The organism is Fibrella musci, assembly GCF_041321105.1.
GTDB lineage: Bacteria > Bacteroidota > Bacteroidia > Cytophagales > Spirosomataceae > Fibrella > Fibrella musci.
In genome coordinates this window covers 336733-350832 of the sequence record NZ_JBGGWD010000003.1, presented here as the reverse complement: position 1 = coordinate 350832, position 14100 = coordinate 336733, and the positions used below count along the sequence as shown (strand labels likewise).

The following is a 14100-nucleotide window of genomic DNA, read 5'->3' as shown; positions in this document are numbered from 1 at the left end:
GTTCACTGTCTTCTGTTCACTGTTTTCTGTTGGCTGTCCTCTGTTGGCTGACGCCCGAGTACGCTTGCGCAAGCCAACAGAGGACAGCCAACAGAAGACAGTGAACTGTATTTTAGAAGAACGTTTTGAAGAGTACCGCGAGGGTGGTGATGGCACTGGCGATGGGCAGCACACTCGGCCCGGCCCGCTTGTCCCAGAACTTGCCTTTGCGGGCAGGTACGTAGATGATATCCCCGGGCAGGATAGCGATATTCCGCCGGTCGAACTGATCGATGTGCGTCAGGTCGATGGTAATGGTATGCGGTTGTTCGTTAATGGTACGGATCACTTTCACGGCCTGCCGGTCGGCATACATATCGAAGTCGCCCGCCCGACCCACCAGCTCGACCAGCGAGTTGGTTTCTTTTTCGATGAGGAATTTGCCGGGGCTTTTCAGTTCACCCAGCACGGTTACTTCGCGGTTCAGCACGCGCACGTCGATGATGGGGTCGACGAGCCACTTTTTAAAATCCGTCAGCAGGCGGTCGCGGGCTTCCAGCAAGGTAAGGCCGGCCAGGTGCACCCGCCCGATTTTCGGCACGGCCACGTCGCCGTTGGGATCGACCAGCACCCACTTGCCGTAGACTTCGTTGGCGCTGTAGATGCTGTAGAGCGAGCCTACGCTCAGGTCGTCGTGGTTCCAGATGCTGATGCTGACCTTGTCGTCTTTGCGGATGCGGTACTGCGTATTTTGCTGACCAAAAAACGAAGAATCGACCAGCGTGGCGCTCGGGGCGGCAGGGGCCTGGAAGAGATTCCGTGGGGCGCAGCCCGACAGCCAGCCCGTCAGGGCCATCAGCAGAACAACGATCAGCGGTCGTAGCATCGGTTTCATATGGCCCCCAGCATCGTCAGGAATTTCTGCCAGCGACCCCGCGGACGTTGCTGCAACAGCGCCATCACCTGCCGGATTTTTTTGAGCACCAACTCGATCTTCTCGAAGTCGTTCTGGCCTTTGATGATGTAATCGAAGGCACCGTATTTCAGCGCATCGACGGCCACCTGAAGGTCGTCCTGTCCGGAGATGACCACCAGGTAAATGTCGGGGTTGAACCGTTTGATCTTCCGCAGCACGTCGAGGCCGTCGAGTGGCTCCATACGGTAGTCCAAGAAGATGACGTCGGGCTGATCGGTGAGGTGGTTGAGGCACTCCTGCCCGTCGCTAAACAACGTGATGTTGTTGTAGCCCAGGTTGCGGATAAATTGCTCGTAAAGGTTCTGGCAAAAGAGGTCGTCGTCGACGATGAAGATGGAAAGAGACTCGTTGCTGTCCATAGCTGATAGGTTTGATCAGCCATGAGTCGAAATTTGTGCCAGTACTATAAATTCACTGATAATCAGTTATTTAGTATATGTGAGCTTCGCCTGAATTCCCGCCGTTGGAAACCTGTTCCATTTTGTGGAACGGGCAATCAGGTCGTGTGTTGGGCCGTTTTCAAACGACCTACGGCTGCAACAGGGGCAGCGTGACGGAGAAAAAAAGGCCATCGTCGTCGACGCGCATCGTGCCGCCGCCCAACAGCCGGAACTGCGTTGCGATGTTGACCAGCCCAATCTGGTTCGACAGCACCCGGCTGTTTTTACGTTGCAGGTTGTTGCGCACAACAAGGTGCCCATCCGGCTGGCTCTGAATCTGAATCGTCAGCGGCTGTTCGGGCAGAATTACGTTGTGTTTGACCGTGTTTTCGAGCAGGAGTTGCAGCGTCAGCGGCGGGAGCAGCCGCTCATAAAACTGGATGTCTACATCCTGGTCGAGATGGATGTGCTCGCCATAGCGGGTACGTAGCAAATGAAAATACGACTGGGCAAAATCCAGCTCGGCGGCCAGCGTAGCCAGTTGGGTCTCGTTGCTGCGAAGCAGGTAGCGGTACACGCTCGCCATTTCTTCCAAAAACAGCTCGGCCTGCTGCGGGTCTTCTTCGATCAGCGATGAGAGCGTGTTGAGGCTGTTGAAGAGAAAGTGTGGGTTGATCTGGCTCTTCAGGCTTTCAAACTGGCTTTGCAGGTTGGCTTTCTTGAGTTCTTCGGTTTCGCGCAGCTTCTGTTCCCAGCGTTCGAACGCCCGGACGCCCTCGTAGAGTGTAATGACCAGGATCACCACCAGCAGTTCGTAGACCATCGCCCAGCCCAGCCGCCCCGGCTGCAACGGAAGCAGCAGGCCATCGGCCCAGACGTATATGCTGTAGATAAGCACTACGGCAACGTTACCCGAACACAAACACCAGCCTATCAACCACAGCAGCCGGGTAGGAATCTGGCTGAGGTGTGGAAAGAGCCGGTTGACATATAATCCCGCTATGTTGTTGACCAGCCAGGTGGCAAAGGCAGGCACCAGCGCCACCACCGTGGCAAATACCAGCGTACGCCAGTCCTGCCAGTAGCGATTTCCCAGTAAAATCGTGTTCAGAATGACCACGTAGAGGGGAATGATCACCAACTGCAAGAGTTCATCCTGATTGGAATAGCGCGTAGCTTTCATTTCATGGGCGCATTCGTTAGCGAAAGGGTTTCCAGTACCTGCTCTTTCCGCGCCAGCGGCAGGCGCACCACAAACTGCTGACCGTTGTCGGTAATGAGGGGTTTCGGTAAACGGAGCGCTTCGAAGCGGACAGCCAGGAGGCTGAGGCCCCCCTGCTGAGTGAGCACAACGGCCCGTTTGCGCTGAATGCTGTTGCCAACTACCAGCGATCCGTCGGCCTGCGTCGACAGGTGCAGGGTCAGCGGCTGGTCGGGTAACAGCACGTTGTGGCGGAGGGCGTTTTCGATCAACGTCTGTAACGACAGCGGCGGTAACCATTGGTCGAGGTACTGATCGCCGATGTTGATCTCCCAGCGCAACGAGTCGCCGAAGCGGGTATCGAGCAGGTAGCGGTAAGCTTGTAGAAACGTCAGTTCTTCGTCCAGCGTGACTAACGGCCGCTGCCCCGCCTGCAACAGGTAGCGATACACGCTCGACAGTTCATCGAGAAACAGGCCAGCCCGGCTGCGATCTTCGGTAATCAGCGCCGATAGCGAGTTCAGGCTATTAAACAGAAAATGCGGATTGACCTGATTTTTGAGGTTGTCGTATTGGCGTTGCAGGCCAACTTTCTTGATCGCCTCCGATTCCTGTACGGCTTCGCGGTATTTCTGAATGTAATAAGTGAGTTCGTAGAACGTACCTACAAACAGCACGCAGACCAGCCCCACGGTGATGAGGCGGGCATAGACGGTCCAGGTGATGGGAATGGTGGCTACGTTCGTGACGTCGGACAGCCAGATGATCAGGGCCTGTAACGATGAGGTAATCACGAAGTATCCCCCGAAGGTGATCAGTACCCGCCGCCGGGTTTGCCCGATGCTGGTGTAGCGCCGCCGCACAAACAGCAGCCAGCGCATGGTTATTTCCCACATCAGTAACGCGTAGCCAATCCCCACCGCCGACCAGATGGCGTAGGCAACCAGGTCGTAGTGGCTGTCTTCCAGATACAGCAGGTTCGTCATCAGAATGACGAGCGGTATGCAGATGGCCCGGAGCCAGACATCATTGGGGCGTTCCAACGGAATAAGGTAGAGGGGATTACAAACGTACCAATTCTACAAGCTATCTCACAGCGCCGAACCCCGCAACCTGGCGTGGTTTTGGCCAGAAAACCCGTTCCGCGCCGGGCTGGGTACGTTCCGGCAGGCCGGGGCTCGGCCAGCGGCTATCCAACTTACCGGAGGCGTAGTGGCGGGCTATACTCCACGGCATTCGATTGATGAGCGGGTTTTGTGCGCTTACAGGGAGCCTGGTCAATTGGCTGTTGACCAAAACTAATCTGTTGATCGTCTCGACTCAATCGGCAGACGGGCGAAACAACAAAAGTGACTGATGAAGCGGAACAAACCCGTCAGCAATTGGCCTGACCAGCTTCGGGCTGCTGAAAGCGCATAACCTGTGCCAATTGGGTACAGAGCCGGTAAGTCCCTGATCGTAAGCACCAGCCGGGAGAGGAACGCGCTTTGGCTGCGAAACCAGAACGAATTATCTCCATAAAAAAGCCCGCCATGCCGGATGGCATAGCGGGCTGGTAACGTACCTGACGCGCTCAGAACCCGGCAGCCTGCCCGTCTTTGCGCGACTCGGTGGCGCCGTGGTAAATCTTGTTTTTGGCGTCGTACATAATGGCCTGATAGCCGCCGTAACTCCCTAGCCCATAGCCCACGTTATGCCCCTTGATCATCAGGGCGCGGATGGTTTCGTAAGGGTAACCCGATTCGAGCGTGATGGTGCCGACGCCCGTGCCGCGCTCGCCGGTCGGTTCCGACGAACCCGCGTGGTCGATCCGGGGGGCGTCGCCGGCTTCCTGCGGGTTCATGCCGAAATCGATCATGTTCATCACAATCTGCACGTGCCCCAGCGGCTGAAAACTGCCGCCCATCACGCCGAAGCTCATAAACGGCTGCCCGTCTTTGGTGATGAACGCCGGAATGATGGTGTGAAAAGGCCGTTTGTGGGGCGCGTAGGTGTTGTTTTGCCCGTCCGTCAGGCTGTATAGCTCGCCCCGGTTTTGCAACGTAAAGCCCAGGCCGTCGGGCACCATGCCGGAACCAAATCCGCGGTAGTTGCTCTGAATCAGCGAGACCATATTGCCGTCACTGTCGGCTACGGTCAGGTAGATGGTGTCGCCGTCTTTCAGGGCCGGATTGCCTGCTTCCACGCTCGCTGCCGCCCGGTCGTTGTTGATCAGTGCCCGGCGTTTGGCGGCGTAGGGTTTGGCAATCAATTCCTGCACAGGTACGTTGGCAAAAGCCATATCGGCATAGTATTTCGCCCGGTCTTCAAACACCAGCTTTTTGGCTTCCACAAACCGGTGGATGTGCTCGGGACTTCCCCACGGAATTTTCGAGAAATCGTACCCTTCCAGCACGTTGAGCATCTGCAACACGGCAATGCCCTGCCCGTTGGGCGGCAGTTCCCACACGTCGTAGCCCCGGTAGTTGGTCGAGACGGGGTCGATCCAGTCGGAGGTATGTTCGGCCAGATCACGGTAGCTCAGAAAGCCCCCGTTTTTCTTCATAAACGCGTCGATCGTGCGGGCGATGTCGCCTTTGTAGAAGGCATCGCGCCCGCCTTTAGCCAGCTTGTCGAGCGTATTGGCCAGCGCCGGATTCCGGAACAGCTCACCCCGTTTTGGGGCAGCGCCCGTGGGTGCATACACGTCCATCACGTTCGGGAATTTACCCATTCGGGCAATCATGCTGCCCCAGTAAAAGGCGGCTTCATCGTGGACGGGATACCCCTCGCGGGCGTAGCGGATGGCGTGCGACAGGAGGTCGGGCATGGGCGTTTTGCCAAACCGCTTGTGCAGTTCAAACCAGCCATCCACGCAACCCGGCACCGACACCGGCAACGGCCCGGCCGACGGAATGTGAGTGAGACCGCGCTTCTTGAGTTCGGCCAGCGTCAGGCTGTATGGCGACCGGCCCGAGGCGTTCAGGCCGTAGAGCTTGCGGGTTTTAGCGTCCCAGACAATGGCAAACAGATCACCGCCGATGCCATTGACGTGGGGTTCCACCACACCTTCCATCGCGTTGGCGGCAATGGCCGCGTCGATGGCGTTACCGCCTTTGCGCAGCACGTCGATGGCGGCCTGTGTCGACAGCGGGTGCGAGGTGCAGACCATGCCTTTCTGGGCCATGACCACCGCCCGCGTTGCAAACGATTTACCCGTCAGGCGGTCCTGGGCGGGGGCAGACAAAACGCCGGCTACGAAAAGCCCGGCCAGCAACAGACGCATTATAACTGTATGCATTCGACAGGAGGTTAACATCAGCTAAAATAGCAGATTTTAACCACCCGCCCCAGCGTCACGACTGCACTTACGGACCCGGCCGGATCAGTGAGCGCAGTCGTGACGCTGGGGCGGGTGCTGCTGAGGGGCTTCATCGCCTGCCGAACGAGCGGGCATCGGGCAGGGCACGGCTCATGACAGAACGGCGGCGGGTTTGCCAACCGACTGAGCCAGTAATTCGTTGATGTAGCCTTCGGCCAGCTGATTCGGGTTATACTGGCCAAACTCCTCGCTTAGCCGACGTACCTGACGCCGGTAGACTTCGTTGCTCAGGATGGTTGCCACGGCCCGGCGAATCTGGTCGGGAGCAGGCGTTTCGGTGCGCAGGTCGACACCCACCTGGCAATAGGCGATGCGGGCGGCAATTTCGTTTTTGCCTTCGTGCACACCTGCGGCCACAATCGGGAGCTTGTGTTGCAGCGCCAGCATCACGCCGCCATAACCGCCGTTAGTTACGTATACATTCACGTACGGCATTACGGCGTTGAAATCGATGAAATCTTCGATGATGAAATTGGCTTGCGGATAGCGCTGCCGGAGCGCCAACGTACCTGAGCCACCCGTAGTGGCAATCACCAGTGTGTCGGGGTCGTTTTTGTAAGCTTCCAGCGTGGGCACGATGATCTTCTCGACGTTGCGTTCGACTGTGCCCTGCGTCACGAGCACCACCCGCTTGTGAGCCAGCGTTTTGATCGCCTGCTCGAACGGCTGCTTTTTCGCCCGGGCATAGGGTAACATCGGACCGATGAACCGCACATTGGGACTGATGCGCTTGCGGGGAAATTCAAAACCCGGCACGCCGCTTTGCAGGTACAGGTCGGCCTGCCGAACGGCGGCATCAAACAGAAAACCCGGCACCGGCTGAAGACCGTATTGCTCCCGCAACTGGTTGTGCAGGTCGTTGGCGGGTTTCAGCATGACATCCTGCACCAGGTAGTTGAGCAGGCGGCTCACCAGCCGACCCAACCGGCTTGCCTGTGGTTTCATGCCCAGGCTGGTCGGGGGTACCCAGTCGTCGGATTCGGTGAGTGGTACCACGCCCACGCCCACCACTTTCACCGGTAGCAGTTCGCGGAGGAACGTACCCCCGACGAAGCCCAGGTCCTGCACGAGGATGTCGAACGGCCACTCATCGTAGATGGCTTTGAGGTCCTCGATCTGTTCGGGCACCCGAAGCAGAAAAATCTGGCTCAAATCGAAGCGAATGCGGGCAATCGCCCCTTTGATGGTGGCCCGTTCGGGGAAGAGCTGATCCAAGTTTTCCTGGTTGACGGTGCGCGTTTTTACATACGGGTAATGGTGCAGGCCAAGCTGGGTTACCTTCTCGCCGTAGTGCCCACCCACGAGCCAGCGGACATTGTGCCCGAGTTGGCTAAGGTGAACGGCCAGGTTGGTGAGGGGGCTAAAGTGCCCGTCGAAGGGCATGGTGGCGAAGAGGATGCGTTGGGGTGTCATGTCTTGTTCTGATTTGACGTTTCCCCAAAAATGGCCGTTAACCAAAGCCCTGACCAATAGATAATCGGATGAAGCGTCATAAACTCGCTGTGAAGCAACGGGTATGTAACTTCGTTCTGAATCCGGTTTGACGCAGCTTATGGCCTTATCTTTCCCCACCTACGAACAGTGGTTGCTTTTTTTTACGGGTGGTGCCACCATCATACTGGCGGCCAACCTCGTGCAGTGGGTCATCCGGCGCGAACGAATCTACCTCCTTTACAGCGGATATATTCTGGTGTGGGTCGTTTCGTTCGGCATTCAGTTCATCGATGAGCCGGCACATATCATTGCTTTCCTGCGAACGATCAATCTGCCGCTGTTCTCGTTGCTGTACCTCGAACTGGCCATTGTCTTCCTGAATCTGGCGCCGCAAACCCGCCTGATGCGCTGGTACCGTCTGATGCAGTGGACGTGGTTGCTGATGACGCTGCCAACGGTGTATTTCAATCTATTTTCGTCGCTTTGGCAAACCAGCTGGCACGCAACCTGGCTGACCATCTGTCGGCTGGTGGTGATTCTGGGCACGAACCTGACCATCATTTACTCGTTCTTCACGCAGGTCAAACAAACCGATAAGCTGGCCCGCTTCTTTGTTATAGGTACCGTTGCGCTCTGGATCAGTGAAATTCTGGCCTCGGTTTCGGTGCTCACCCACCAGGAATTAAGCGCCAAAGAACTGGAAAGCATGCCCTTACCCCTCAATCTGGGGTTTATCGTGCAGGTCGGCATTCTGCTGGATCTGGCCTGCGTATCGCTGGGCCTGTCGTACCGGCAGCACCAGCAGGCCGTGCGCCAACTGATGGCCGAGCAGGAACTGATGCGCGAGCGCGAACAGCACCTGCGCCAGCAACTTCAGGCCGATCTGGCCCTGCAACAACTCCGGCAGCAGCATACCGAGGCGCAGATGCGTGCGCTCCAGAGCCAGGTCAATCCGCATTTTCTGTTCAATGCGCTCAATACGCTGTCGGCGCTGATTGATGAAAACCCCCGGCAGGCAACCGATTACGTCGATGAACTGTCGAATGTATACCGCTACCTGCTGCGGGCTGCCGATCAGGAGCTGACGCCTCTCAGCGCCGAGCTGGATTTCATTCAGTCGTATTTCCACCTGCTGAAAACCCGCTTTGGTAGCAGTATTCAGCCAGTGGTGAACGTGGACGAAACCTTACTGGAGGCCAGTCTGCCGCCACTGACGCTGCAATTGCTGGTCGAAAATGCCGTCAAGCATAACCGCGTGCTACCCGAAGAACCCCTGACGATCCGGCTTCGCACCTCGGCGGCGGGGCAGCTGATCGTGGAAAATAACCGGCAACACCGCAACGTTCGGGTCGAGTCGAACGGGGTTGGCTTGTCGAACATCGCCGAAAAATACCAGTTGCTGCAACAGCCACTACCGCTGATCGAGGAGGTGGACGGCTGGTTTCGGGTGACGTTGCCTTTAGTTCCCGCCAATACCCCTTCCCGTAAAAGCGCGCTGCCTAGCTGATATGACGGGAAAACGGCAGCGGCGATTAGTCGTTACTCAGAGCTTCTTCACCTGCAACGCTACCTTCGCCTGCACCCGGATACGGGCCTGAACGCCGTCGGGCCGAATGGCGATCTGCTGCGGCGTAAACCGAAAATCCTGAATAGCCAGACTGGTTTTTTCGCCCGGTTTACCTTTGGCAAAAGCCTCGGTTATTTTCTGCGGCAGTTTGGCGATATCGTCGCCCAGCGGAATGGTCAGCAACGTACCCAGCAGCCGCACCAGCCCCTTGTGCACCAGCCGGTTGTTTAGCCCCGATAAAACATCGCTGGTGCCGGGGTCGAAATCCAGATTCTTTACAACCAGCGTGTTGGTGAGCGTGTCGAACTCGGGTCGGCCCCGCAGGTAGATGGTGCCGTTGAGCAGCCCGCTCACCTCGGTTTTGGCAATAAGCGACTGTTGGCCGCCATAGACCGACACTTTCCTGATCGTCAACGTACCCAGCGCCAGTTTGGGCGGCTTTTTACCCAGATTGAGGGCCAGAATCCGGTTGATGTCGGCATAGGGAATCGAACTCGTCAGGTGCAGATCGGACACCGACGGCAACTGGTCCCGCTTCTGGAGAGTGGGCAGTATGGTGGGCGTGTGTGCGGGTTCCTGCGGTTTCATTTCGGTTTTGGTTTCAAACGTAATACCCAGGTGCGACGTGATGCTCTGGTTATTGCCCGTGATGGGGCTGGCTGCTACGGCCACCGGCTTCGGCAACAGCCACAACCCAAATTGCCGGTCGATGAGCAGGGGTTTCTGCATATCCCGCCAGATTGGGCTCACCAGCTGATCGAGCCGCAACTCCTTGTAAATCGCCGTGTCGATGGCCGCTTCAATACTCGACTGGTACCGGTCGAGCAGCCGCTGCGCCAGATTGGTCAGTTCGATTTCCTGCCCCAGAATCCGGATTTCGGGCTTGATGATCCACTTAAATTGGGTAAACTGTACCCGGCTGGCCAGCCGCCAGTTGGGCGTTACGGTCAGCGGGCTCTGAAAGCCGATGTCGAGGGCGCAGAAGGGCTTGTCGGGCGGGGCGGGGTCGCCGCTGAAGGGCTTGGCAACCCACAACTGAAGGGGCGTCGAAAACCGAAGCTGCTGATCGACGTAGGCGATGCGCACCTTCCCCGACCGCGCCACCCGGAACGGGAAGATGCTGCCCTTTTTTCCGCCGGATGTGCCTTTCCCCACCAGCACCGGATCAAGTTCCCGGTTGATTTTTTCTTCCAGCTCCGTCAGTTGAAACGTAAGCGACCCGGCTACGAATGACTTGGTTTCTGGCAAGGGGGCATCGAAGCCTTCGGCTTTAGGCGGGGCTGGATTTACGCGCTGACACTGGCTCAATAACAACAGCAACGCCAGCCCCAGTCCATACCGGCTGAGTACAGGTAACTTCATTGAACGGAAGGAGTGAATGTGCATCTACGTTCAAGTAACCTTTGGGAAAGCCGTCTGTTTACGATCAACCCCGGTATCTAGTGTAACGCCTGCTCGATGGTGCCCAGCAAATAGGCTTTGGGGTCGCTGAAATACTCCCAGAACATCACGCCCGCCAGGTCGTGTTTTTGAACGTACCGGCACTTGGCTTTTACCGACTGCTCATCGTCGTACGACACAAACCGGCGCAGGGCGGCATTGTAGAGATAGGGGGCTTTGGCCCGCCGGTCCCAGCGGCGCTCGTAGGCCGGGTTGGTGAGCAGGCTGTCTTTGATAAAGGTGTAACCACCACCCCGCTCGACTTTCGTAATGGTGCGCGGAAAGGCTTCAGGGTCGGCGGTTTGTAGCTGCCAGGCGCGCCCGTAAAACGCGACTCCCAGCACCAGCTTACTGGCCGGAACACCCGCCTGCCGGTACAAGGTCACGGCCCGGTCGCCCGACTGCTCATCGTCGACCTTACCCGACGGAAACAGGTTGGTGTGGTGCCCGGCCTGTGGGCCGCCCGTGAAGAAATCATACGACATCACGTTGATGTAATCGAGGTATTGCTGCGCCTCGGCCATGTTGGTGTGCGTGAAAATCGCCGGAAAACCGGGCAGGGCCGTGGTAATCAGGTAGGATTTGCCGGTTTGCTGCCCAAGGCCGTTGAGTTGTTCGCGCAGGGCTTTGAACATCAGGGTGAAATTTTCCCTGTCGTCAGGCCGAAACACGTTGTCTTCGCCTTTCATACCCGGATATTCCCAGTCGATGTCGACCCCGTCCAGTCCGTAGTCCCGGACAATAGCGGCGGCGGAAGCGGCAAACGCCGTGCGCGACGTATCACTCAACACGGCATCGGAGAAGTTTTCGCTCCAGGCCCACCCCCCAATCGAGATCAGGATTTTCAGGTCCGGGTTTCGGCGTTTCAGGGCGTTCAGTCGGCGAAAATTGGTGGAGTCGGTAGCGAGGTTGTGCAGCCACGCCCGGTTATTTTTTACGTCGACAAAGGCGTAATTGATGTGCGTCAGCTTCTCCACGGCGATCGCCTCGGTATCGACAAGCCCCCGAAAGCCGCCCACGTAGGCCAGCACGATGGGTTTGGGTTTTGGCCTGAAACTGATGGTCAGGAGCGAAAGAGCGACCGTACTGGCGAGGAGAAGGAGACGAAGCATGTGGGTACGTTGCGGTTTACAACGGTAAAGACGTACCTGCCCCTAAAGCTAATGCTGGTCCAGGTACGTATGCGCTAAAGCGAACGTACCTGGACCGCCGCGACCGTTGCGTGCTTACTGCCAACTGATAGCGCGTTTGCGGATGCAGTGGTTGTAGGTATCGAGGGTAAACAGCTCGCCCTTGCTGTTGACGGCCATGCTGTAGGTGCCATGCGTGGTGCCGGGGCTCGTATCGGCGTAATCGCTCGACAGCACGCGACCCAGACTGTGCACGTAGTCGTCGGGCGTCACCATAATCAGGCCGCTGCCGGTGTCTACCACCACGATCAGCCGTTTGTTGACCGGGTCATACTGCACCCGGTAGGGCTGGTACACGCCGCTTTGGCTACGAGGCCGGTCGGGGGTGTAGCCGGTGCTCAACTTCAGGTACGTCGACATGGTACCGTCGGGCGTGACCATCCGGACGCTGTTGTTGCCCCAGTCCGGAATAAAAAGATTACCGTCCTGATCGAGGGTGAGGTCTTCGACGGTGCAGACCTGCGCGGCCGCGCCTTTCCCATCGGCGTATTTGCAGACGGCCGTGTTCTCCAGCGGTTTGCCCACAAAGGTCGACACGGTATTGGTGCTCAGATCGACCTTGCGAATGCAATGGTTCCGCCCGTCGCCGATGTAGAGCATCCCGGCTTTGTCCATGATAATGCTCCAGGGGCTGTTGAACTTGGCTCTGGCCAGTGGCCCGTCGCGATAACCAAACGAATAGCCGCCGTCGGGGTCGGGGCCGCCACTCAGGCGGGTCACCTGCCCGGTGTTGCTGATGCGGAAAATGCCGTTGGGTACGCCGAGGGCGTCGCCGCTTTCGATGGCATAGAGCGTAACCCCGTCGCGGGGGTCAACGCACAAGTCTGTAACGGAGGCCAGTCCTTCGGCAAACGTCGTGACGTTCCCCGCCGGATCGACCTTGCGGATTACGCTGCCGCCATAGTAGCTGATGCGCTGATCGATGACGTACAGGTTGTCGTTTTTGTCGACGGCCAGTTGGCTGGGGTAATTGAATTTGGCCGCTTTGCCTTTACCGTTGACAAAGCCTTTCTGCGTGTCGGTGCCTGCAATGGTGGTGATGGTCACGTAGGGTTTCTTGCCGACTGGGGTGCCCGGCGTACTTGGTACAATAGGGTCGGTAGGGGGTTTAGTGCAGGCTAATGTGCCCAGCATGGCTGTCAGCAACAGCAGAGAGGTAGTAGATCGGTTCATCGGGAGGTCGCCGGAGCGCATGTTGTGTTATGTTCGATGGACCAAAACTGCACGGGTGCCGATTGCCCCCGAGCGCTGACTCCGATGAACCGGTAAACCCCGCCGGTGAAACCGCATTATACTGCATTCAGAACGATGCACGTACCTGATAGTCAACGCGAACGTTATGGATGGCTGAGTTGGTAAACAATTACGCGCAATTCTGTAGCTTTGGGTACCTGACTCTTTTCGTTCTGCTGTTCATGAAGTCGCTGAGCTACTCTCGCTACGACTGGCTGCTTCAGATCCTTGTGCTGCCCCTGTATATCGGGTTGCTCAACTGGATTCTGATCGGTGACGCTTACTGGCAACATCCGACGACGCTGCTACTGGCTACCGGTATCGCGTTTGTCGAATCGTTCCTGAACTGGCTCATCAACAACCAGGTCGCGCACTACACCAACCGCACCTTTACCGATCCCCGCCAGTACCTGAAACGCGCCATTATTCGCTACATAGGTACTGCTATCACGTCCAGCGTGAACGTGAGCCTGTTGTTTGGCGTGTATTGGGCCATCGACCTGCCCAACTTCGCGGCCGACCCCGTTCGGTTAGGCTTCGCCATTCTGTATACCCTCGTGATCGTGGCGCTGGTTGTGATCACCTACGAGGGCATCGAAAGCTACGATTACTGGCAGCAATCGCGCCGCGAGGTCGACACGCTCAATAAAGCCCAGCTTCAGGCGCAACTCGACGCGCTCCGGCAGCAGGTCAACCCGCACTTTCTGTTCAACAGCCTCAATGCGCTGATTTCGCTCATCGAGGAAGATCCGCGTCAGGCTGGTGCCTTTGCCGAAGAGCTGAGCTCGGTCTATCGGTATCTGCTGCGGAGCAACGACGCGTCGCTGGTGACGCTGGCGGGTGAGCTGGACTTTATCAGTTCGTATTACCACCTGCTCCGAACCCGCCACGGCGATGCACTGACGCTGGTGACCCATATTGAGCCAGGACTGGACGCCTGCCAGCTGCCACCGCTGACGTTGCAACTGCTGGTGGAGAACGCCGTTAAACACAATGTGGTGCTACCCGAGCAGCCACTCACGATCACCATTGCCACCGACAACCAGCGGCGGTTGGTGGTGAGCAACACCCTACAGCGAAAACCCAGCCGGGCCTTAAGCAACGGCGTGGGGCTGAGCAACATTCTGGCCAAATACCAGATGCTTGGCCAGCCCGCGCCCCTTATCGAAGACAACGGCGCGTGCTTCCGGGTGACGCTGCCCCTGCTACACCCCACCACCGAGGCCCGCCCTGTGGCCGAAAACCGCGCATAGGCCCAATCTGTCCTGAGTGCAGTCGTGTTTCAGGTGACGTCAGCGTTGCGTGCCAACCTACGCGCCAGGTGGCGTATTCTGCCAGT

11 protein-coding genes are annotated in these 14100 nt (G+C 57.7%); 2 read left to right on the top strand and 9 right to left on the bottom strand.

Translation table 11 applies throughout. The annotated features are described in order from the left end of the window. Positions 1-112: 112 nt before the first annotated feature. From ACAW74_RS11310 to ACAW74_RS11285, 6 genes are all read right to left on the bottom strand, one after another. Positions 113-874: a polysaccharide biosynthesis/export family protein gene (locus ACAW74_RS11310; protein ID WP_370698308.1), complete on the bottom strand. Its 762-nt coding sequence runs from the start codon at positions 872-874 to the stop codon at positions 113-115. Further along, positions 871-1314 (bottom strand): response regulator, encoded by a 444-nt coding sequence (locus ACAW74_RS11305; RefSeq protein WP_370698307.1) that lies wholly within the window; start codon positions 1312-1314, stop codon positions 871-873. The genes ACAW74_RS11310 and ACAW74_RS11305 overlap by 4 nt, the downstream gene beginning before the upstream one ends. A gap of 169 nt (positions 1315-1483) precedes the next feature. Next, the gene (locus tag ACAW74_RS11300; protein WP_370698306.1) at positions 1484-2518 is read right to left on the bottom strand and encodes a sensor histidine kinase; all 1035 of its coding nucleotides are present in this window, start codon (positions 2516-2518) and stop codon (positions 1484-1486) included. Beyond that, positions 2515-3579 carry a sensor histidine kinase gene (locus ACAW74_RS11295; protein WP_370698305.1) on the bottom strand — a complete coding sequence of 355 codons (1065 nt, stop codon included), beginning with the start codon at positions 3577-3579 and terminating at the stop codon, positions 2515-2517. The genes ACAW74_RS11300 and ACAW74_RS11295 overlap by 4 nt, the downstream gene beginning before the upstream one ends. Positions 3580-4109: 530 nt before the next feature. Then, on the bottom strand, positions 4110-5801 hold the full coding sequence (ggt, locus tag ACAW74_RS11290; protein WP_370698658.1) for a gamma-glutamyltransferase: 1692 nt from the start codon (positions 5799-5801) through the stop codon (positions 4110-4112). A gap of 186 nt (positions 5802-5987) precedes the next feature. After that, positions 5988-7310, bottom strand: a complete 1323-nt coding sequence (locus ACAW74_RS11285) for a glycosyltransferase (protein WP_370698304.1) — start codon at positions 7308-7310, stop codon at positions 5988-5990. A gap of 139 nt (positions 7311-7449) precedes the next feature. Between ACAW74_RS11285 and ACAW74_RS11280 the strand changes: the two genes are divergently transcribed. Beyond that, complete coding sequence (locus ACAW74_RS11280) at positions 7450-8838, top strand: sensor histidine kinase (RefSeq protein WP_370698303.1); 1389 nt, start codon at positions 7450-7452, stop codon at positions 8836-8838. Positions 8839-8874: 36 nt separating this feature from the next. On the opposite strand, the gene ACAW74_RS11275 is transcribed toward ACAW74_RS11280, so the two are convergent. The 3 genes from ACAW74_RS11275 to ACAW74_RS11265 form a co-directional block, all read right to left on the bottom strand. Then, positions 8875-10260 carry a DUF4403 family protein gene (locus ACAW74_RS11275; protein ID WP_370698302.1) on the bottom strand — a complete coding sequence of 462 codons (1386 nt, stop codon included), beginning with the start codon at positions 10258-10260 and terminating at the stop codon, positions 8875-8877. A 77-nt stretch (positions 10261-10337) separates the two neighbouring features. Next, positions 10338-11450 carry a glycoside hydrolase family 18 protein gene (locus tag ACAW74_RS11270; RefSeq protein ID WP_370698301.1) on the bottom strand — a complete coding sequence of 371 codons (1113 nt, stop codon included), beginning with the start codon at positions 11448-11450 and terminating at the stop codon, positions 10338-10340. A 114-nt stretch (positions 11451-11564) separates the two neighbouring features. Then, entirely contained in the window at positions 11565-12722 is a 1158-nt protein-coding gene (locus ACAW74_RS11265; protein WP_370698300.1) for an NHL repeat-containing protein, read from the bottom strand. Positions 12723-12943: 221 nt separating this feature from the next. Here ACAW74_RS11265 and ACAW74_RS11260 point away from each other — a divergent pair, with 221 nt between their 5' ends. Continuing rightward, a complete protein-coding gene (locus ACAW74_RS11260) occupies positions 12944-14014 on the top strand; it encodes a sensor histidine kinase (protein WP_370698299.1) in 1071 nt (356 codons plus the stop codon). The last annotated feature ends 86 nt before the right edge of the window (positions 14015-14100 follow it).

Bases quoted from the DNA above. Each gene is read 5' to 3' on its own strand.
- ACAW74_RS11275 (WP_370698302.1), bottom strand. From the start codon at position 10,260: ATGAAGTTACCTGTACTCAGCCGGTATGGACTGGGGCTGGCGTTGCTG.
- ACAW74_RS11285 (WP_370698304.1), bottom strand. From the start codon at position 7,310: ATGACACCCCAACGCATCCTCTTCGCCACCATGCCCTTCGACGGGCAC.
- ACAW74_RS11270 (WP_370698301.1), bottom strand. From the start codon at position 11,450: ATGCTTCGTCTCCTTCTCCTCGCCAGTACGGTCGCTCTTTCGCTCCTG.
- ACAW74_RS11280 (WP_370698303.1), top strand. From the start codon at position 7,450: ATGGCCTTATCTTTCCCCACCTACGAACAGTGGTTGCTTTTTTTTACG.
- ACAW74_RS11300 (WP_370698306.1), bottom strand. From the start codon at position 2,518: ATGAAAGCTACGCGCTATTCCAATCAGGATGAACTCTTGCAGTTGGTG.
- ggt (WP_370698658.1), bottom strand. From the start codon at position 5,801: ATGCGTCTGTTGCTGGCCGGGCTTTTCGTAGCCGGCGTTTTGTCTGCC.
- ACAW74_RS11260 (WP_370698299.1), top strand. From the start codon at position 12,944: ATGAAGTCGCTGAGCTACTCTCGCTACGACTGGCTGCTTCAGATCCTT.
- ACAW74_RS11310 (WP_370698308.1), bottom strand. From the start codon at position 874: ATGAAACCGATGCTACGACCGCTGATCGTTGTTCTGCTGATGGCCCTG.
- ACAW74_RS11265 (WP_370698300.1), bottom strand. From the start codon at position 12,722: ATGCGCTCCGGCGACCTCCCGATGAACCGATCTACTACCTCTCTGCTG.
- ACAW74_RS11305 (WP_370698307.1), bottom strand. From the start codon at position 1,314: ATGGACAGCAACGAGTCTCTTTCCATCTTCATCGTCGACGACGACCTC.